The organism is Streptomyces melanosporofaciens, assembly GCF_900105695.1.
In the GTDB taxonomy this organism is placed as follows: domain Bacteria; phylum Actinomycetota; class Actinomycetes; order Streptomycetales; family Streptomycetaceae; genus Streptomyces; species Streptomyces antimycoticus.
The window spans coordinates 6,131,421-6,149,045 of record NZ_FNST01000002.1 but is presented as its reverse complement, the minus strand read 5'-3'; the positions used below and the strand labels follow the sequence as shown (position 1 = coordinate 6,149,045).

At 71.2% G+C, this 17,625-nt stretch carries 14 protein-coding genes and 2 pseudogenes; 12 read left to right on the top strand and 4 right to left on the bottom strand.

Going from position 1 to position 17,625, the window contains the following annotated elements; translation table 11 throughout:
* Nucleotides 1-104 precede the first annotated feature (104 nt).
* On the bottom strand, nucleotides 105-2,324 hold the full coding sequence (locus tag BLV72_RS29455; protein WP_093466039.1) for an NADP-dependent isocitrate dehydrogenase: 2,220 nt from the start codon (nucleotides 2,322-2,324) through the stop codon (nucleotides 105-107).
* 131 nt (nucleotides 2,325-2,455) lie between these two features.
* Here BLV72_RS29455 and BLV72_RS29450 point away from each other — a divergent pair, with 131 nt between their 5' ends.
* Nucleotides 2,456-2,977 (top strand): GNAT family N-acetyltransferase, encoded by a 522-nt coding sequence (locus tag BLV72_RS29450; RefSeq protein ID WP_093466038.1) that lies wholly within the window; start codon nucleotides 2,456-2,458, stop codon nucleotides 2,975-2,977.
* 33 nt (nucleotides 2,978-3,010) lie between these two features.
* On the opposite strand, the gene BLV72_RS29445 is transcribed toward BLV72_RS29450, so the two are convergent.
* Both BLV72_RS29445 and BLV72_RS29440 read right to left on the bottom strand, forming a co-directional pair.
* Nucleotides 3,011-3,583, bottom strand: coding sequence for a histidine phosphatase family protein (locus BLV72_RS29445; RefSeq protein ID WP_093466036.1), 573 nt, complete (start codon nucleotides 3,581-3,583; stop codon nucleotides 3,011-3,013).
* A gap of 376 nt (nucleotides 3,584-3,959) precedes the next feature.
* The gene (locus BLV72_RS29440) at nucleotides 3,960-5,414 is read right to left on the bottom strand and encodes an aminotransferase-like domain-containing protein (protein WP_093466035.1); all 1,455 of its coding nucleotides are present in this window, start codon (nucleotides 5,412-5,414) and stop codon (nucleotides 3,960-3,962) included.
* Between BLV72_RS29440 and BLV72_RS29435 the strand changes: the two are divergent.
* A pseudogene (locus BLV72_RS29435) lies at nucleotides 5,413-6,384 on the top strand (DMT family transporter); the annotation flags it as partial. The gene BLV72_RS29440 and the pseudogene BLV72_RS29435 sit on opposite strands and share 2 nt — an antisense overlap.
* A 263-nt stretch (nucleotides 6,385-6,647) precedes the next feature.
* The gene (locus tag BLV72_RS29430; RefSeq protein ID WP_014056134.1) at nucleotides 6,648-6,854 is read left to right on the top strand and encodes a DUF1918 domain-containing protein; all 207 of its coding nucleotides are present in this window, start codon (nucleotides 6,648-6,650) and stop codon (nucleotides 6,852-6,854) included.
* A gap of 18 nt (nucleotides 6,855-6,872) precedes the next feature.
* On the opposite strand, the gene BLV72_RS29425 is transcribed toward BLV72_RS29430, so the two are convergent.
* Nucleotides 6,873-8,105 (bottom strand): glycoside hydrolase family 10-like protein, encoded by a 1,233-nt coding sequence (locus tag BLV72_RS29425; protein WP_093466032.1) that lies wholly within the window; start codon nucleotides 8,103-8,105, stop codon nucleotides 6,873-6,875.
* A gap of 440 nt (nucleotides 8,106-8,545) precedes the next feature.
* Here BLV72_RS29425 and BLV72_RS29420 point away from each other — a divergent pair, with 440 nt between their 5' ends.
* From BLV72_RS29420 to BLV72_RS29375, 9 genes and pseudogenes are all read left to right on the top strand, one after another.
* A complete protein-coding gene (locus tag BLV72_RS29420; RefSeq protein ID WP_342030680.1) occupies nucleotides 8,546-10,864 on the top strand; it encodes a xyloglucanase in 2,319 nt (772 codons plus the stop codon).
* A gap of 154 nt (nucleotides 10,865-11,018) precedes the next feature.
* On the top strand, nucleotides 11,019-11,876 hold the full coding sequence (locus tag BLV72_RS29415) for a 3-hydroxybutyryl-CoA dehydrogenase (RefSeq protein ID WP_093466030.1): 858 nt from the start codon (nucleotides 11,019-11,021) through the stop codon (nucleotides 11,874-11,876).
* A 370-nt stretch (nucleotides 11,877-12,246) separates the two neighbouring features.
* Complete coding sequence (locus tag BLV72_RS29410) at nucleotides 12,247-13,497, top strand: helix-turn-helix domain-containing protein (protein ID WP_093466029.1); 1,251 nt, start codon at nucleotides 12,247-12,249, stop codon at nucleotides 13,495-13,497.
* 136 nt (nucleotides 13,498-13,633) lie between these two features.
* Entirely contained in the window at nucleotides 13,634-14,185 is a 552-nt protein-coding gene (locus BLV72_RS29405; protein WP_425288406.1) for a hypothetical protein, read from the top strand.
* Entirely contained in the window at nucleotides 14,182-14,556 is a 375-nt protein-coding gene (locus BLV72_RS50220; RefSeq protein ID WP_244321071.1) for a hypothetical protein, read from the top strand. Before BLV72_RS29405 ends, BLV72_RS50220 begins: the two co-directional genes overlap by 4 nt.
* A 583-nt stretch (nucleotides 14,557-15,139) precedes the next feature.
* Entirely contained in the window at nucleotides 15,140-15,388 is a 249-nt protein-coding gene (gene tgmA / locus BLV72_RS29390) for a putative ATP-grasp-modified RiPP (protein WP_093470619.1), read from the top strand.
* 411 nt (nucleotides 15,389-15,799) lie between these two features.
* Nucleotides 15,800-16,138 carry an MvdC/MvdD family ATP grasp protein gene (locus BLV72_RS50215; protein ID WP_244321069.1) on the top strand — a complete coding sequence of 113 codons (339 nt, stop codon included), beginning with the start codon at nucleotides 15,800-15,802 and terminating at the stop codon, nucleotides 16,136-16,138.
* The gene (locus BLV72_RS29380; RefSeq protein WP_093466024.1) at nucleotides 16,135-17,268 is read left to right on the top strand and encodes a methyltransferase domain-containing protein; all 1,134 of its coding nucleotides are present in this window, start codon (nucleotides 16,135-16,137) and stop codon (nucleotides 17,266-17,268) included. Before BLV72_RS50215 ends, BLV72_RS29380 begins: the two co-directional genes overlap by 4 nt.
* 130 nt (nucleotides 17,269-17,398) lie before the next feature.
* A pseudogene (locus BLV72_RS29375) lies at nucleotides 17,399-17,506 on the top strand (3-hydroxyacyl-CoA dehydrogenase family protein); the annotation flags it as partial.
* Nucleotides 17,507-17,625: the final 119 nt, after the last annotated feature.

Here is a 17,625-nt window from a genome sequence, read left to right as displayed (position 1 = left end):
CGCGAGACGTGGCGAACAAGCGCCGTGGCGGACAGGAGCCGAAGGGGACAGACGAAGCGCCCCGGCCGGAGGTACCGGCCGGGGCGCTGCGATGCGCCGGGGCGTCAGCCGAGGGTGGCGAGGGCCTGGTTGAAGGTCGTGGACGGGCGCATGACCGCCGCGGCCTTGGCCGTGTCGGGCTGGTAGTAGCCGCCGATGTCGGCCGGGGAGCCCTGGACCGCGAGCAGTTCGTCGACGATTGTCTGCTCCTGGGCGGAGAGCGTGTCGGCGAGCTGGGCGAACGCCTTGGCCAGGGCGGCGTCGTCGGTCTGCTTGGCCAGCTCCTGGGCCCAGTACAGGGCCAGGTAGAAGTGGCTGCCGCGGTTGTCGATACCGCCGACGCGGCGGCTGGGCGACTTGTTCTCGGCGAGGAAGGTGCCGGTCGCCCGGTCGAGGGTGTCGGCGAGGACCTGGGCCCGCGCGTTGCCCGTCTTCTGCGCGAGGTGCTCGAAGCTGACCGCGAGGGCGAGGAACTCGCCGAGGCTGTCCCAGCGCAGGTAGTTCTCCTTGACGAGCTGCTGGACGTGCTTGGGCGCCGAGCCGCCCGCGCCGGTCTCGAAGAGACCGCCGCCGTTGATCAGCGGGACGACCGAGAGCATCTTGGCGCTGGTGCCCAGCTCCAGGATCGGGAACAGGTCGGTCAGGTAGTCACGCAGGACGTTGCCGGTGACCGAGATCGTGTTCTCGCCGCGGCGGATCCGCTCGAGGGAGAGCTTGATCGCGTCGACCGGCGAGAGGATCCTGATGTCCAGGCCCTCGGTGTCGTGCTCGGGCAGGTACGCCTTGACCTTCTCGATGAGGTTGGCGTCGTGCGCCCGGCCCTCGTCCAGCCAGAAGACGGCCGGGTCGCCGGTGGCGCGGGCGCGGGAGACGGCCAGCTTGACCCAGTCCTTGATCGGCACGTCCTTGGTCTGGCACATCCGGAAGATGTCACCGGCGCCGACGACCTGCTCGATGACCGCGTTGCCCGCCTCGTCCAGGACGCGGACGGTGCCCGTGGTGGGGATCTCGAAGGTCTTGTCGTGGCTGCCGTACTCCTCGGCCTTCTGCGCCATCAGGCCGACGTTGGGCACCGAGCCCATCGTGGCCGGGTCGAAGGCGCCGTTGGCGCGGCAGTCGTCGAGGACGGCCTGGTAGATCCCGGCGTAGCTGCTGTCCGGGATCACCGCGAGGGTGTCGTGCTCCTCGCCGTCCGGGCCCCACATGTGGCCGGAGGTGCGGATCATGGCCGGCATGGAGGCGTCGACGATGACGTCGGACGGCACATGCAGGTTGGTGATGCCGCGGTCGGAGTCGACCATGGCCAGCTCCGGGCCCTCGGCCAGCTCGGCGTCGAAGGACGCCTTGATCGCCGCGCCCTCGGGCAGGGCCTCCAGGCCCTTGAGGATGCCGCCCAGACCGTCGTTCGGGGTCAGACCGGCGGCGGCGAGGGCCTCACCGTGCTCGGCGAAGGTCTTGGGGAAGAAGGCCCGTACGGCGTGGCCGAAGACAATCGGGTCGGAGACCTTCATCATCGTGGCCTTCAGGTGCAGCGAGAACAGCACGCCCTCCGCCTTGGCGCGGCCGACCTGCGCCGAGAGGAATTCGCGCAGCGCCGCCACGCGCATCACGGAGGCGTCCACGACCTCGCCCGCCAGCACCGGCACCGACTCGCGCAGCACGGTGGTGGAGCCGTCGTCACCCGCCAGCTCGATGCGCAGCGAACCGGCCTCCTCGATCACCGCGGACTTCTCGGTGGAGCGGAAGTCGTCGGTGTCCATGTGGGCCACATTGGTCTTGGAATCGGCCGTCCAGGCGCCCATGCGGTGCGGGTTCGCCTTGGCGTAGTTCTTCACCGAGGCGGGGGCGCGGCGGTCGGAGTTGCCCTCGCGCAGCACCGGGTTCACGGCGGAGCCCTTGACCTTGTCGTAACGGGCGCGGATCTCCCGCTCCTCGTCGGTCTTCGGGTCGTCCGGGTAGTCCGGCAGCGCGTAGCCCTGCTCCTGCAGCTCGGCGACCGCGGCCTTGAGCTGCGGGATCGAGGCCGAGATGTTCGGCAGCTTGATGATGTTGGCCTCGGGGGTCTTGGCAAGGTCACCGAGCTCGGCGAGGGCGTCGGGGATGCGCTGGCCCTCTTCGAGGTGCTCCGGGAACTGGGCGATGATGCGCCCCGCCAGAGAGATGTCCCGGCTCTCCACGGTGACCCCGGCCGTCGAGGCGTATGCCTCGATCACCGGCAGGAACGAGTACGTCGCGAGGGCAGGGGCCTCGTCCGTGTGCGTATAGATGATGGTCGAGTCAGTCACCGGGTGCTCCGCTCCACGTCTGCAACATTGCTCGACATCAAGATATCCGGTGCCGGGCGCTTTCCCGAAAGGGCCCTGGGCAGAACGACGCGCCCTGGTCACCGCCCGCGCTTCCTGGGATCGTCCCGTCCATGCCGACGACCCTGCGGGGCGCACAGGTGGTGCTGCGCCCCACCGACCCCTCCGATGTCCCCGTCCTGGCCGCGATCCGCGCCAAGCCCGAGGTCTACGCGCGCTGGCGGGGCGGCGGGGACCTGGTGGCGGCGGTGCGCGAGGATCTGGCCGACTCCGGCGCCGAGCATCTGAGCATCGAGTACGGGGGCGCGGTGATCGGCATGATCCAGTGGGCGGCCGAGGCCGAGCCGGACTACCGGCACGCGAGCATCGACATCTATCTGGACCCGGCGGTGCACGGGCGGGGGCTGGGCACCGACGCCGTACGCACCCTGGCCCGCCATCTGATCACCGACCACGGCCACCACCGGATCGTGATCGACCCGGCGGCGGACAACGCCGCCGCGATCCGCTGTTACGGCAAGGTCGGCTTCCGGCCCGTCGGCCTCATGCGCTCCTACGAACGCGGCCCCGACGGTACGTGGCACGACGGCCTGCTGATGGATCTGCTGGCTGAGGAGATCACGCAGGCTCCGTGAGCGCTCCTGTCACCCCCCGTCCACGCCCGGCCGTCACACCCCGTCCACGCGCAGCCGCCACTCGCCCGCCCGGCCGGTGAGGGTGACGGTGGAGAGCGGGCGTATGTCGACGTTCCAGTAGCAGTGCGGCGGGGCCTTGATCGCGTACATCAGGGCGGCGCGGACCACCCCGGGGTCGGCGACGGCCACCATCTTGGCGTGGTCCTCGGCCGGGCGGGTGTCCAGCCAGCCGCCGATCCGCATGATGAACGCGTGCAGCGACTCCCCGCCGTGCGGTACCGAGCGCGGATCGCCGAGCCAGGCGTCCACCTCCCCCGGTTCGCGCGCCATCACATCGGCGAGGGAGCGGCCCGCCCAGCGGCCCATGTCGCAGTCGCGCAGGGCGAGTTGGACCAGCGGGGTGAAGCCCAGCGCATCGCCGGTCTCCCGGCTGCGGGCCGACGGCGAGCAGTAGCGCAGCTCCGCCGCGGCCAACGGTACGAGCGCGGGGGCCGCGCGCTCGGCGGCGAGCCGGCCCTCCGGATCCAGCGGCCGGTCGTCACCGAAGCGCTCCCCCAGCCGGGAGGAGCTGCGGCCGGCGGCGACCAGCGTCAGCCGAAACGTCATCCCGGCATCGTACGGTCACGGCCACGGCTCCAGGACCCGTAACCAGGAGAAGAGCAGGGCCTTTCGGTGTGCGCCGGGTCACCGGGCGGCTCGAAGCGGCCGTCTCATGAACACCGCGCGCACCGCGGGTGGCGGGCAGGATGCGTACGCCCTGAAGGGGCGCGGGGCCGCGTCGATATGCGGCTCCACCGCGTGGCGGGGGCTCCGCCCCTGGACCCGGGGTGTGGGGCGAAGCCCCGGCCCGGGGTGCGGGGCGGAACCCCGGCCCGGGGCCCGGGGCAGAGCCCCGATCCGGGGTCTGGGGCAGAGCCCCAGTTTCGGGAAGGGGCGGGGAGGGGAACGGCCCGCCGCAGGCGGCAGGACCCGCCGGACACCGCTACGCCCTCCCGAGCACCTCGTCCCACGCGGTGCGCAACCGCCGTACGCCCTCGGCCAGTTCGCCGACGCCCGCCACCGACGCGAAGCTCAGCCGCACATGGGGCGCGGGCGGTTCGGCGCAGAAGTACGGGCCGCCGGGGGCGACGGCGACCCCGGCGCGCAGCGCCGCGGAGTCCAGCGCGGTCTCGTCGGTGCCCTGGGGCAGCCGCAGCCACAGGTGGTAGCCGCCGGGCGGGACATAGCGCAGCTCCAGGGCGGGCAGCTCGCGCCGTACGGCGGTGACGAGCACCTCGCGACGGGTGCGCAGCTCGGCGGCCACGTTGCGCAGATGGCGGGGCCAGGAGGGGGCGCCGACGAGTTCCAGGGCGGCCTCCTGGAGCGGGCGGGGCACGAAGAAGCTGTCGACGACCTGGATCGCCCGCAGCCGCCCCAGCGCGGGGCCGCGGGCGGCGAGCGCACCCACCCGCAGACTGGGCGAGGTGGCCTTGGTGAGCGAGCACACATGGACCACCACCCCGTCGGGGTCGTCGGCGGCGAGCGTGGCGGACAGCGGGGGCGCGTCCTCGTGGACGAGCCGGCGGGCGAAGTCGTCCTCGACCACGAACGCGCCCGCCTCACGGGCGATCCGGATCACCTCGCGGCGCCGCTCGGGGGCGAGCATCGCCCCGGTGGGGTTCTGGAACAGCGGCTGGCAGACGAAGACCCGGGCGCCGGTCGCCCGCAGCGCCTCGGCGAGCAGCTCGGGCCGGACCCCCTCGGCGTCCACCGGCACCGGGACGGGGCGCAGCCCGGAGGCGCGGGCGGCGGCGAGCACCCCGGGGTAGGTCGGGGATTCGACGAGGACGGGCGCGCCGGGCGGGGCGAGGGCGCGCAGCGCGCAGGTGAGCGCGGACTGGCCGCCCGCGGTGATCAGTACGTCGGCGGCGCCGAGGGTTCCGCCCGGGCCGCCGATCTCGCGGGCGAACCAGGCGCGCAGCTCGGGGAGCCCCTCCACCGGCGGGCGGTCCCATGCCCCGGGCCGCCGTCCGGCGCGGGCCAGGGCGGCGGACAGCGCCCGCTCCGGCTGGAGCGAGGAGTGCAGATAGCCGTTGTTGAACTCCAGGATCCCGGGCGGTGGGGCGGCGAGCGTGGCCAGGACGCCGGAGGCGTCCACCGAGCGCCGCACCGGCTCGCCGGCGGTCTCCACGCTCAGCGCGACCTCCTGCCAGGAGGTGTCACCCGGCCGGGGCGCCCCGGCGCCGGGCCGGTCGGCACGGAAGGCACCGGCGCCGGGGCGGGTGACCACCAGCCCTTCGGCGGCGAGTGCGGCGAGGGCACGGGAGACGGTGACCGGGCTCACCCGGTGGCGTTCGACCAGGGCACGACTGGACGGCAGCTTCTCTCCGGGTGAGTAGCGGTCCAGCTCCTTCCGCAGTGATTTCGCGAGTTCGGCCACACTGCTACGCTGTTCCATGACAGCACAGGATAGCGCTACTGATGACAGTGCGATAGCGGTGAGCGGTGGCCCCACCGGGGGCGACACCGCTGGGGGCGACACCGTCCGGGGCCGGGACGCCACCCCGTCACCGTCCGCCGCCCGCACCGGCACGGTGCTCGCCATGCTCGGCGTGGCCGCCTTCTCCCTGACCTTCCCCGGCACCGCCTGGGCGCTCACCGGCCTCGGCCCCTGGACGGTGACCACCTGCCGGGTGGTGCTCGCCGCGCTGATCGCGGGCGGCGCGCTGGCCGCCCTGCGGGTGCCGGTTCCCGCCCGCCGCCACTGGCCGGGGCTGCTGGTCGTGGCGGCCGGGGTCGTCGTGGGCTTCCCGCTGCTGACCACGCTCGCCCTGCAGACCTCCACCACGGCGCACGCGGCGGTGGTGGTCGGCCTGCTGCCGCTCACCACCGCCGCGCTCTCCGCCGTACGGACCGGGGTACGGCCCTCGCGGACGTTCTGGGCGGCGGCGCTGGCCGGGGCCGTGGTCGTGATCGCCTTCGCGCTGCAGCAGAGCGGCGGCGCGCCCACCGTCGGTGATCTCTATCTGTTCGCCGCGCTGCCGGTGTGCGCGGCGGGTTACGCCGAAGGCGGACGGCTGGCCGGCCATATGCCCGGCTGGCAGGTGATCGGCTGGGCGCTGGTGGGCTGTCTGCCGCTGTCGGTGCCGGGCGCGGTGCTGGCGCTGTCCGCCGAGGACGTCCACCTCGGCGGCCGCGCGGTGGCCGGGCTGCTGTGGCTGGCGGTGGGCTCGCAGTTCGTGGGCATGGTGGTCTGGTACCGGGGGATGGCCGCTATCGGGGTGACCCGGGCCAGCCAGCTCCAACTGGCCCAGCCGCTGCTCACATTGGTGTGGTCGGTACTGCTCCTCGGCGAGAAGCTGACTCCCGCCGCTCCGATCGCCGCCGTGGCGGTGCTGGTGTGCATCGGGGTCACGCAGCGGGCGCGGGTCCCGGCGACGCGGGCCGTACGGACCCCGGCGGCGGGCCGGGCCCAGGGGTCCACGGCGGTGGAGCGGGTCCCGAAAGCGACCGACCGGGCTCCCGAAGCGGCGGACCTGATCCCCGAAGCGGCGGGCCGGGCCCCCGAAGCGGGGGACCGGAATCATCCCCCGGCAGGGGCAAACCAGGACAACCGGCCATAGACTGGCCTCAGGGATCGCATTGCCCTCAGCAGATCGCATTGCCCTCCAGCGGACAGGAGGTCACGCACATGGAGGCGACCGTAGGCGACAAGCTGCTGGTGCACGGCAGGGTTGTCGGGATTCACGATCGTGTAGCGGAGATCATCGAAGTGCTCGGGACCGACGGGGAACCGCCCTACCGCGTGCGTTACGAGGACGACGGACACGAGTGCCTGTTCTCCCCCGGGCCCGACTCGGTCGTCCGCCATCTGGCCGCCGGACCCGGGCAGCGTTAGCCGGCTCGCGGCCCCGGCTCAGCGGGGCGGACGGACACGATGGGGATAGTGGTCGGCGACCACACGCGCCATGGCGCCGTTGCGGTCGGCGGCCACTTCCTTGGCCGAGAAGTACACATTGCCGCGCACCTGCGGAAAGCCCTGGTCGAAGGTGAGGTGCCGGGACAGCTCCGCCGGGTCCTGCCAGGGCGCGGGCTGCGCGGGGTCGCCCGCCTTGTAGAGCGCCTCGCCGATGTAGAGGTTCACCCCGGTGCCCCGGACCACCTCCGACCACCACGGGACGAGCGCGGCGTAGTCGGCGGCGGCGAAGCCGATGTTCCAGTAGACCTGCGGGACGATGTAGTCCAGCCATCCGCGCCGCACCCAGGCGCGGGTGTCCGCGCAGAGGTCGTCGTAGGTCTGCACCCCTGCCGTGGTGGCGGAGCCGAGCGGGTCGGTGGCCTGGTTGCGCCAGACACCGAAGGGGCTGATCCCGAACCGCACCCGCCGCTTCAGCCGCTTGACGCGCACGGCCGTCTCGTACACCAGCCGGTCGATGTTGTTCCGCCGCCAGGCCGCCCGGTCCGGGAAGCCCGCGCCGTAGCGCGCGTAGGCCGCGTCGTCGTCGAAGACCTGGCCGGCCACCGGATACGGGTAGAAGTAGTCGTCCCAGTGAACGGCGTCGATGTCATAGCGCGCGACCGCGTCCAGCATGGCGTCCTGGACGAAGCGGCGGACCTCGGGCAGCCCGGGGTTGTAGTAGAGCTTCCCGCCGTACGGCACGACCCACTCGGGGTGCACCCGGGCCGGATGGGTGGGGATCAGCCGGGAGGGGTCGGTGTGGTTGGCGATCCGGTACGGGTTGAACCAGGCGTGCAGCTCGAGACCGCGCCGGTGCGCCTCGCGCACGGCGGTGCCCAGCGGATCCCAGCCCGGGTTCCGGCCCTGGACGCCGGTGAGGCACTCCGCCCACGGCTCGTACGGTGAGGGCCACAGCGCGTCCGCCGTCGGCCGCACCTGGAAGACCACCGCGTTGAGCCGGCGGCGCACGGCGGTGTCCAGGAAGCTCAGCAGCTCGGCCCGCTGCTGGTCCGCGGTGAGACCGGGTTTGGACGGCCAGTCGCGGTTGGCGACGGTGGCCAGCCACATCCCGCGGAACTCGGGCCGGTGCTCACCGCCCCGCCCCTGCGCCAGCGCGTCGCCCGCCGTGACGGTGGCGGCCAGGGCTCCGGCGGCCGCCACCGTCAGACTTCTGCGCGTGATCGGACCCATGCCCAACTCCTCGCCTCGGTCGTGTCGCCAACGTAGCGCCGCCGCCCGCCACCGGCCGGGGTCGCGGCCTCAGGAGGCCGTCTCCCTTCCGGCCGCGGCCGAGCACCGCTCCAAAGGACAACGCCTACGCACCACGGGCGCCACCCGGTGGTGACCGGGCGGCCCGTGCGGCGGCGTCGCGCGTCCGGGGCGATCTGGCCGTGCGGCCGGCGCGGAGGCAACTCCCGCTGATGATGGGGCCCTTGTGGGGCGCCCGGCAATGCCTATCGCGAATCCGGGCCGCGGAAGCCCAACACCCCTTGAGTACCGCTTGACTTCACCCTTCTCGCACGGCCATCCGGCCGCTAGCATCGGATGACGCACGCATGGGAGCGCTCCCAAACACCTCGCCCGCAGGGCCCGCACCCCTCACTACCCCCACGTCCGGAGAGGAAGTTCCCGTGCGCAGCAAAGGCAGCAGACCGCTCGGCGCGCTCATGGCCGCGCTGGCACTCGTCGGCGGCTTACTCACCGCCGCCGCCTCCCCCGCGGCGGCCCGCCCCGAACCGGCCCCCGTCCGGGGCACCGTTCAGGCCGATGCCTCCACCTGGAAGAACGTCCGCGTGGACGGCGGCGGCTTCGTCCCCGGCATCGTCTTCAACCGCAAGGAGAAGAATCTCGCCTACGCCCGCACCGACATTGGCGGGGCGTACCGCTGGGACCAGTCCGGCAAGCGGTGGGTGCCACTGCTGGACTCGCTGGATTGGGACCACTGGGGCTGGACCGGGGTGGTGAGCCTGGCCAGCGATTCCGTGGATCCCGACAAGGTCTATGTGGCGGCCGGTACCTACACCAACAGCTGGGACCCGGGCAACGGCGCCATCCTGCGCTCGTCCGACCGGGGCGCCAGCTGGCAGTCCACCACCCTCCCCTTCAAGCTGGGCGGCAATATGCCCGGCCGCGGCATGGGGGAACGGCTGGCGGTCGACCCGAACAAGAACAGCGTGCTCTACCTCGGCGCGCCGAGCGGCAACGGGCTGTGGCGCTCCACCGACTCCGGGGTCACCTGGTCGAAGGTGACGTCCTTCCCCAACCCCGGCACCTACGTCCAGGACGCGAGCGACACCAGCGGCTATCTGAGCGACAACCAGGGCGTGGTGTGGGTGACCTTCGACGAGCGCACCGGTTCTTCCGGCAGCGCGACGAAGACCGTCTACGTGGGCGTGGCCGACAAGAACAACACCGTCTACCGCTCGACGGACGCGGGCGCCACCTGGTCGCGGGTGGCCGGGCAGCCGACCGGCTATCTCTCCCACAAGGGCGTCCTCGATACGAAGAACGGCTGTCTGTACCTCACCACCAGCGACAAGGGCGGCCCGTACGACGGGGAGAAGGGCCAGGTGTGGCGGTATGCCACGGCCACCGGGGAGTGGAAGAACATCAGCCCCATGACGGACGCCGACACCTACTTCGGCTACAGCGGGCTCACGGTGGACCGGCAAAAGCCCGGCACGCTGATGGTGACCGGCTACAGCTCCTGGTGGCCGGACACCCAGATCTTCCGCTCCACCGACTCCGGCGCCACCTGGACCCGGGCCTGGGACTTCACCAGCTATCCCAACCGGTCCCTCCGCTACACCCAGGATGTCTCGTCCGTCCCCTGGCTGACCTTCGGCTCCAACCCCTCCCCGCCCGAAGTGACCCCGAAGCTGGGCTGGATGACCGAGGCGCTGGAGATCGACCCGTTCGACTCCCGCCGGATGATGTACGGCACCGGTGCGACGGTCTACGGCAGCGAGAACCTCGCGAACTGGGACACGGGCGGCACCATCACCATCACGCCCATGGTCAAGGGCCTGGAGGAGACGGCGGTCAACGATCTGGCGAGCCCGCCCACCGGCGCCCCGCTGCTCAGCGCGCTCGGTGACATCGGGGGCTTCCGGCACACCGATCTCGACGCGGTGCCGACGAGGATGTACACCTCGCCGACGTTCACCACGACCACCAGCCTGGACTACGCCGAGACCAATGCGAACACCGTGGTCCGGGTGGGCAACAACGACTCCGCCCCGCGGATCGCCTTCTCGACCGACAACGGCGCCAACTGGTTCCAGGGCAGCGAGCCGTCCGGGGTCACCGGCGGCGGCACGGTGGCCGCGGCGGCCGACGGCAGTGGCTTCGTCTGGGCCCCGGAGGGCACCTCGGCCGTCTACCACACCACCGGTTTCGGCAGCTCCTGGGCGGCGTCGAGCGGTATCCCGGCCGGGGCGGTCGTGGAGTCCGACCGCAAGAACCCCAAGAAGTTCTACGGCTTCAAGGCGGGCACCTTCTACGTCTCCACCGACGGCGGCGCCACCTTCACCGCCAGGCCGTCCTCCGGGCTGCCGGCCGACGGCCCGGTGCGGTTCAAGGCGCTGCCGGGCGCCGAGGGCGACATCTGGCTCGCGGGCGGCAGTACGGCCGGGGCCTACGGGCTGTGGCACTCCACGGACTCCGGCGCGACCTTCACCAAACTGAGCGGCGTTCAGCAGGCGGACACCATCGGCTTCGGCAAGGCGGCGCCGGGCGCCTCGTACCAGGCGCTCTACACCAGCGCGAAGATCGGCGGGGTGCGCGGCATCTTCCGCTCCACCGACGCCGGGGCGAGCTGGACCCGGATCAACGACGACGCCCACCAGTGGGGCTGGACGGGCGCCTCGATCACCGGCGACCCACGGGTCTACGGACGGGTCTACGTGGCCACCAACGGCCGCGGCATCCTGCGCGGCGACGCCTCGTGACCGTGGTGTGAGAGCCCCGTGCGCACGCCGGGGACGGGGGCGGGCGGGGGCCGGGAATCCGGCCCCGGCCCGCCCCTCGCCGATAACCGGAGGGTAACGTCTGGGGCGACAGGGGGACGACACAACGGACAGTTGGACCAGCGAAAGGCACGATGTGACCGACATCGAACGCGTCGGAGTGGTGGGCTGTGGCCAGATGGGTGCGGGCATCGCGGAGGTGTGCGCCCGATCCGGCCTTGACGTCATGGTCGCGGAGACCACGGGCGAGGCCCTGGAGATAGGGCGCACCCGGCTGACCAACTCCCTCGGCAAGGCCGCGGAGCGCGGCAAGATCACCGAGGAGCAGCGCGACGCGACGCTGGAGCGGCTGAGCTTCACCACCGACCTGGGGGAATTCGCCGACCGTGACCTCGTGATCGAGGCGGTCGTCGAGAATGAGCAGGTCAAGACGGAGATCTTCCAGGTCCTCGACCAGGTGGTGACCCGCCCGGACGCGATCCTCGCCTCCAACACCTCCTCCATCCCGCTGGTCAAGCTGGCCGTCGCCACCTCCCGGCCGGATCAGGTGATCGGCATCCACTTCTTCAACCCGGCGCCGGTGCAGGCGCTGGTGGAGCTGATCCCGGCGCTCACCACGGGTGACGAGACCATCAAGCGCACCGAGGCACTGGTCCACGACATCCTGGACAAACACGCCATCCGCGCCCAGGACCGCGCGGGGTTCGTGGTCAACGCGCTGCTCATCCCGTATCTGCTCTCCGCCATCCGGATGTTCGAGTCCGGGATCGCCAGCCGCGAGGACATCGACAACGGCATGGAGATGGGCTGCGCCCATCCGATGGGCCCGCTCAAGCTGTCCGATCTGATCGGTCTGGACACGATCGCGGCGATCGCCGACTCGATGTACAGCGAGTACAAGGAGCCACTGTACGCCGCTCCCCCGCTGCTGCTGCGGATGGTGGACGCGGGCCGGATGGGACGCAAGTCGGGCTCGGGCTTCTACACGTACTGACGACCAGCGCTAACGCCCGCCCGAAGAGGTAGCCCGTGGGCCCCAGCGGACATCAGTAGGGGCGGCTATCCGTGGTCCGGGATGGCCGCCCCTACTGATCATTTATAGCGCCAGGGAGTCCTCAGGGGGGTCGGCGTGAGCTCACGCATCGATGAGTCTGTCAGGGATTTCTACGGCCGGATCATAAGCCGGTCCGCGCCCGCACGTCCCCTCTGGCCTTCGGGCCGGGCAAGGGCTTTCGTCGTGCTCAGCTGTCGTCCGAGGGAGCTTGAGCGCGGCCTCACTATGCCTGCCGAGTGAACCGCTTCACACGACATCGGCCCTGCCTCATACCCTGGCAGTGACGAGCTGAACAGAGAGGGGCAAGGCCATGTCATCTGATGCTACCCCGGACCCGCTGGACCACCCGCTGGTCTTCGGCCAGCGGATGCAAGTCCTCCGAACACGCCGGGGCATGAGTCGTACTGTCCTCGCCGGTCTCCTGGGCAAGTCCCCGAGCTGGGTGAAGCAGATCGAGAACGGCACTCTCCACACTCCCGGACTTCCCATGATCTTGCGCATCGCCGAGGTGCTACGCGTCCGCGACCTCGCCGAACTCACCGGCGACCAGAGCTTGCCCATCGACCTCTTCATCGGCCCCGGTCATGCCAGGCTGCCCGCCGTACGAGCTGCGATCGACACCTACCCGCTCGCCACTGATCGAGAGGCGCCGTCAGCCGCACACCTGAGCGCACGTCTCGAAAGCGCCTGGGCCGCCCGCCACTCGGCGCCCAACCACCGAGAAGTGATCGGGGGTCTCCTGCCGGACCTCATCCGGGACGCGCAACTCGCCGTCCGCCAAGCCGACCGCGCTCCCGAACGGCGAGCAGCTCAAGCGGTCCTCTCCGAGGTCTACAGCCTCGGCCAGTTCTTCATCGCCTACCAGCCCGACTCCGCCCTCCTCTGGCGCGTGGCCGAGCGTGGCATGGTCGCAGCCCAGGAGAGCGAGGACCCACACGCCATCGGCGTCGCCGCATGGCTCACCGCTCAGGCTCACCGAGACAGCGGCCCTGCCCACTTCGACGCAGCCGACGCCGTCACTCTGGAGACGCTGCGCTACCTCGCGCCCCTGCTGCCGGACGCGTCGGACGATGTCCGCGCCATCGCGGGCGCCCTGCAGTTCGAGGCCGGATACACCGCCGCTCGCCGTGGCGACACCGGCACCGCGTGGGGCTACTGGGACACCGCTGGGAAAGTGGCCAAGCGGCTGCCCCCCGACTACTACCACCCCGTGACCTCCTTCTCCCAGGCCATCATGGGCGCGCACGCGGTCACGGTCGCGGTGGAACTCCGAGCAGGTGGGGAGTCCGTGCGGCAGGCCGCGAAGGCGGACGCGAAGACAATCCGTTCGCGGCCGAGGAGAGCGCGGCACCGGATCGAGGAGGCGCGCGGCTACCAATTGGACGGGCAGTCGGAGACCGCGCTGGCGACGCTTGACAAGGCGTATGAGGCCGCGCCGGAGACCATCCGGTACAACGGCTACGCGCGCCGCATCATCTTGGAAGAGGCAGAGTCGAAGTCTCCTGCGCATCGCCGTCGTGCTGCCGAGTTGGCGGTGAAGATCGGCGTATTGGCGGCCTGAATGTTCGAGGGGCAGAATCTCTGCCCCTTCTCCGTCCCCCGCGCTCTTACGGTCGGTTATCACGTGATCGCTGATGACACCGGGGGCTACTGTGCCGACGAATCCCCAAGTCCTGCCGTGGACTCCACCGCCAGCTGTGGACGTCGAGGCGTTACCCGCGGGCAAATGGTGGGACGCCGTCCGCGCAGCCCCGACCGTCGGCGAGCGCGCGCTGGAACTCCTCGGCGAGGAGAGCGGTGCCGTCATCCAGGACAGGCACGGCCCTTTGTACTGGCTCGTCGCCGTGGGCTCTGCTAAGAGCTGGCACCTGCGGCAAGTCCGCGTCCTCGCCAAGCTGGAGCACGAGAGCACCTACCTCGGTGTACCGCCCGTCTCCTGGACCGAGGGGCCCCGCACGCACTGGCGCGTCCCGCTCTCGGCCGACCACTACCTGACCGACGCCTGGAAGCTATGGGAGGCGCTGGCCGAGGCCGACCGTGCCGAGTACGGCCGCGTGCCCGAGGGCCGTCAACTCTGCTACCGCTGCGCGCTGCCCACCGACGAGCCCATCCCGGTCGAGGTGGAGGATAGCCACGGCGATGTCGCCAAGGTCACGTACGCCTGCCCCTCGCACGCGCCGCTCTACTCGAAGCGCCGACCGCGGACCCTCACCAGCGCGGAGGCCGCCGAGCACGAGGGACGCCGATGACGGGTAGCCAGACAGCGGCCACCGCGCGACCGAGCTCCGCCGGGATCGACCCGAACGCGCTGACCTACCAGCAACTCCAGGGCTGGAGCTGTGCCCTGTGCGGGCTGCCCCTCGGTGCGGACCGGCTGCTGGGCACGGTCACGATCGCACGGGGCGCTACGCACACGACCTATGAGGTGCGCGGCTGCGCTCCCTCCTGTGCGGAGACCTCTACCGGCCCGGCCGCCGAGAGCGAGTGGCGTGCAGCCCTGGAGCATGCCGCGGGCTGCCGGGCCTGCCAGACGCCCGGCGGTGGCTGCTCGGAGGGCGAGCAGCTGCTGCACGCCTACGAGGAGGCCGCGAGGCAGGCCCGGTCAGGGGGCAACACATGATGGGCCACCGCAAGACCACCCCCGCCGAGCGGGCAGCCAGAGCCGAACAGATCCTGCGTGACGCCGGGTACCGGCCCCTCATCCCGTATCCGGGCCTCGCCAGCTCCCCCTGGGCAGCGGTGCGCACGACGTGCGACACCGTCCGGTACCCCACGGTGACGGAGGTATTGCAGGACCAGTTCAAGCACGTGCGGCCCGAGCAGCCGCCCCGCAGCCGCCAGGAGAGGCGCGGTCATCCGGGAGGTGCTGAGTGAGGCACCGCCGACAACCCCCCGCCATGCGGGCCGGGCCGCTGGCCTTCCGCGCCGTACGGATCGGCCTGCTGCTCTGCGTGGTCCCCGCGTTGCTGGTGCTCACGGTCTGGCTCAGCTTCGTGAGCACGCCGGACTCGTAGACCGGGTGGGCCGTCGGCGGTCCGGTGCCCCCGTGCCGGACCGGGTCGGCGGCCCGCCCTTCCAGACACCCTGCGGTCGGTGCAGCCCAGGCGCGGCCGCCGACCGCAGGGCAGGGACTCCGGCCCCAACGTGGGGACCGCGGGGCCGGAGTCCCCTCACAGAAGATCCGCACACGAATGGAGAACGCCATGACACTGACCATGGACCGGACCCAGACCCGCCCCGTGAGGCCGTTCGGGCTGTCGAAGGCCGTCCCCGTCGCCGACGAGACGCTCGTTATGCCGCCCCTGCACCTCTGCCCCGAGCGGCAGATCAACGTCACCGCGGCCGGGATCCCGTTCATCAACGAGCCGAGCATGAAGACGCAGATGACGACCACCACCCAGACCAGGGAGGACAGCCAGCTGGCGACCGACAACGAGAACGACACGGACTGACATCGACGACCTGAGGATCTGAACCATGACCGTCCTGGTGCTGACCCGGCCCACTGATGCGACCGCTGACCTGGTCATAGCGGAGCTCAACGAGCGATCCATACCCGTACGCCGTCTCGATCCCGGGGTCTTCCCCGAGACCCTGAACATGACGGCCCGGATCGGTCCCGATCTGACGTCGTGGCAAGGCGTCTTACGCGGTCGGCACCAGGACGTGTCTTTCAGCGACATCCGGTCGAGGCCCGCGAGTTCGTCTCAGCGCTGCCCGGCCAAGTCGCCGCATACAAAGCGCTCGGCACCACCCACCCCGGCGACCACGATGACCGGCCACAAGCCCTGTGGACAACACAGGTCCGGCCCGGAGAGATCGATGAGTCTGTCCGGCGCACCGCCCACCAATTCCAGGAGTGGGTGGACAAGGACTACGAGGTGCGGCTCACCGTGGTCGCGCACAACCTGTTCGCCGCCGAGATCCACGCCGGATCAGACGCCTCCCGCATCGATTTCCGCACCGATTACGGCAGCCTGACCTTCAAGCCCTGCGGCGTGCCCGAGCACATCGCCGGAGGCGTCCACATGCTGACGTACACCTTCGGACTGCAATACGTGGCCCTGGACTTCCTCGTTAACCCACAAGGGCGCTGGTACCTGGTCGACGTGAATCCCAACGGGCAGTGGGGATTCATCCCGGACCTGCGCGCCCCCATCACCCGAGCACTCGCTGACCTATTGGAGAGCGCCCACCCATGATCACTGATACGCCCTCGTCCGATCAGCTGCGGCAGCACATGGCCGACCAACTCGTGAGGACTGGCTACATCCGGTCCAAGCCGTGGCGCGCCGCCTTCCTCAACGTCCCCCGCCACGAGTTCGTCCCCGACTTCACCCTCCGATCCCAGGGCAGCCTGCACAAGTACAGCCAGGGCGACCCCGCATGGCTGGCCGCGGCCTACCAGGACGTCTCCCTGCTGACCCAGTTCGACCAGGACGGCACCGCCACCAGCTCGTCCACGCAGCCCTCCCTCATGGCCCAGATGCTCGAGGCGCTGGACGTGCGGGACGGTGACACCGTGCTGGAGGTCGGCGCGGGCACCGGCTACAACGCCGCGCTGCTCTCCCACCGCCTCGGAGCCGATCACGTCGTGACTGTCGACGTGGACCCCGAACTCGTCGCCGCCGCGGCGTCCCGCTTGCGGCAGGCCGGGTACGAACCCACCCTCGTCGCCGGGGACGGCATGGCCGGGTGCCCGGAGCGCGCACCGTACGATCGGCTGCTGGCGACGTGCGGGGTGGGCCGGATCCCGACGCCCTGGCGGGAGCAACTGCGCCCGGGCGGGGTGATCGTGGCCAACATCGGCTGCGGCATCGTGCGCCTGGTGGTCCAGAACGACCACTCCGCCGGCGGCAAGTTCCTCCATGGCCTGGCGACCTTCATGAACGCCCGGCCGACCCCCGACACGGTGGGCACCACCGCGGGGAAGCTCGTGCAGCCGCTGCTGATGTGGTCCGGCCAGACCCGGGAGATCATCCTCCCCGCGGTCCTGGACTCCCTCGGGCCGCAGTTCCTCGCCTCGCTGCTGCACCCTGCGGTGAACGACTTCGCTCTGGTGGATGACGAGGGCCGGCATATCCGGTGCCTCTTCGACCCATGCACCTCGTCGTGGGCACGCATCACCATGACCGGGGCCGGGGTCATGACCGCTCGGCTCGACCACGGCGGGCCACGTGATCTGTGGGCTGAGCGGGAGCCGCTGCTCACCCAGTGGCGAGACGCCGGGCGGCCGGGGCACGAGCGCTACGGCCTGACGGTCTCACCGGACGGCGCTCATCTGTTGTGGCTGGACGAACCGGACGGTATGAGCTGGCGACTGCCGATCTAGGACTGCCTGGCGCTCTGCGCGGCGATGCCGGTCACGTGGCTGGCCTACACATACGCCGGCCGCCGACCACTGTCGCGTATCACCCCTTCGGGAGCCGTGGCTCCACCCCGCGCACCAGCTCGGGCAGCCGTACGCCCAGGGCATCGCCCCGCTGTACGCCGCTCCCCCGCTGCTGCTGCGGATGGTGGACGCGGGCCGTATGGGACGCAAGACGGGCTCGGGCTTCTACTCGTACTGAGCTTCCACTCGTACTGAGCCGGACTCGCGCCAGGTGACGGCGCCGCTGACCGGATCGTTCCGCCACCGGCCCCGATCGTGCCTGGTCGATGGCGTTCGCCCCAGGTCAGACTGGGGACC

Bases quoted from the DNA above. Each gene is read 5' to 3' on its own strand.
- BLV72_RS29450 (WP_093466038.1), top strand. From the start codon at position 2,456: ATGCCGACGACCCTGCGGGGCGCACAGGTGGTGCTGCGCCCCACCGAC.
- BLV72_RS29445 (WP_093466036.1), bottom strand. From the start codon at position 3,583: ATGACGTTTCGGCTGACGCTGGTCGCCGCCGGCCGCAGCTCCTCCCGG.
- BLV72_RS29440 (WP_093466035.1), bottom strand. From the start codon at position 5,414: ATGGAACAGCGTAGCAGTGTGGCCGAACTCGCGAAATCACTGCGGAAG.
- BLV72_RS29430 (WP_014056134.1), top strand. From the start codon at position 6,648: ATGGAGGCGACCGTAGGCGACAAGCTGCTGGTGCACGGCAGGGTTGTC.
- BLV72_RS29425 (WP_093466032.1), bottom strand. From the start codon at position 8,105: ATGGGTCCGATCACGCGCAGAAGTCTGACGGTGGCGGCCGCCGGAGCC.
- BLV72_RS29410 (WP_093466029.1), top strand. From the start codon at position 12,247: ATGTCATCTGATGCTACCCCGGACCCGCTGGACCACCCGCTGGTCTTC.
- BLV72_RS50220 (WP_244321071.1), top strand. From the start codon at position 14,182: ATGACGGGTAGCCAGACAGCGGCCACCGCGCGACCGAGCTCCGCCGGG.
- tgmA (WP_093470619.1), top strand. From the start codon at position 15,140: ATGACACTGACCATGGACCGGACCCAGACCCGCCCCGTGAGGCCGTTC.
- BLV72_RS29380 (WP_093466024.1), top strand. From the start codon at position 16,135: ATGATCACTGATACGCCCTCGTCCGATCAGCTGCGGCAGCACATGGCC.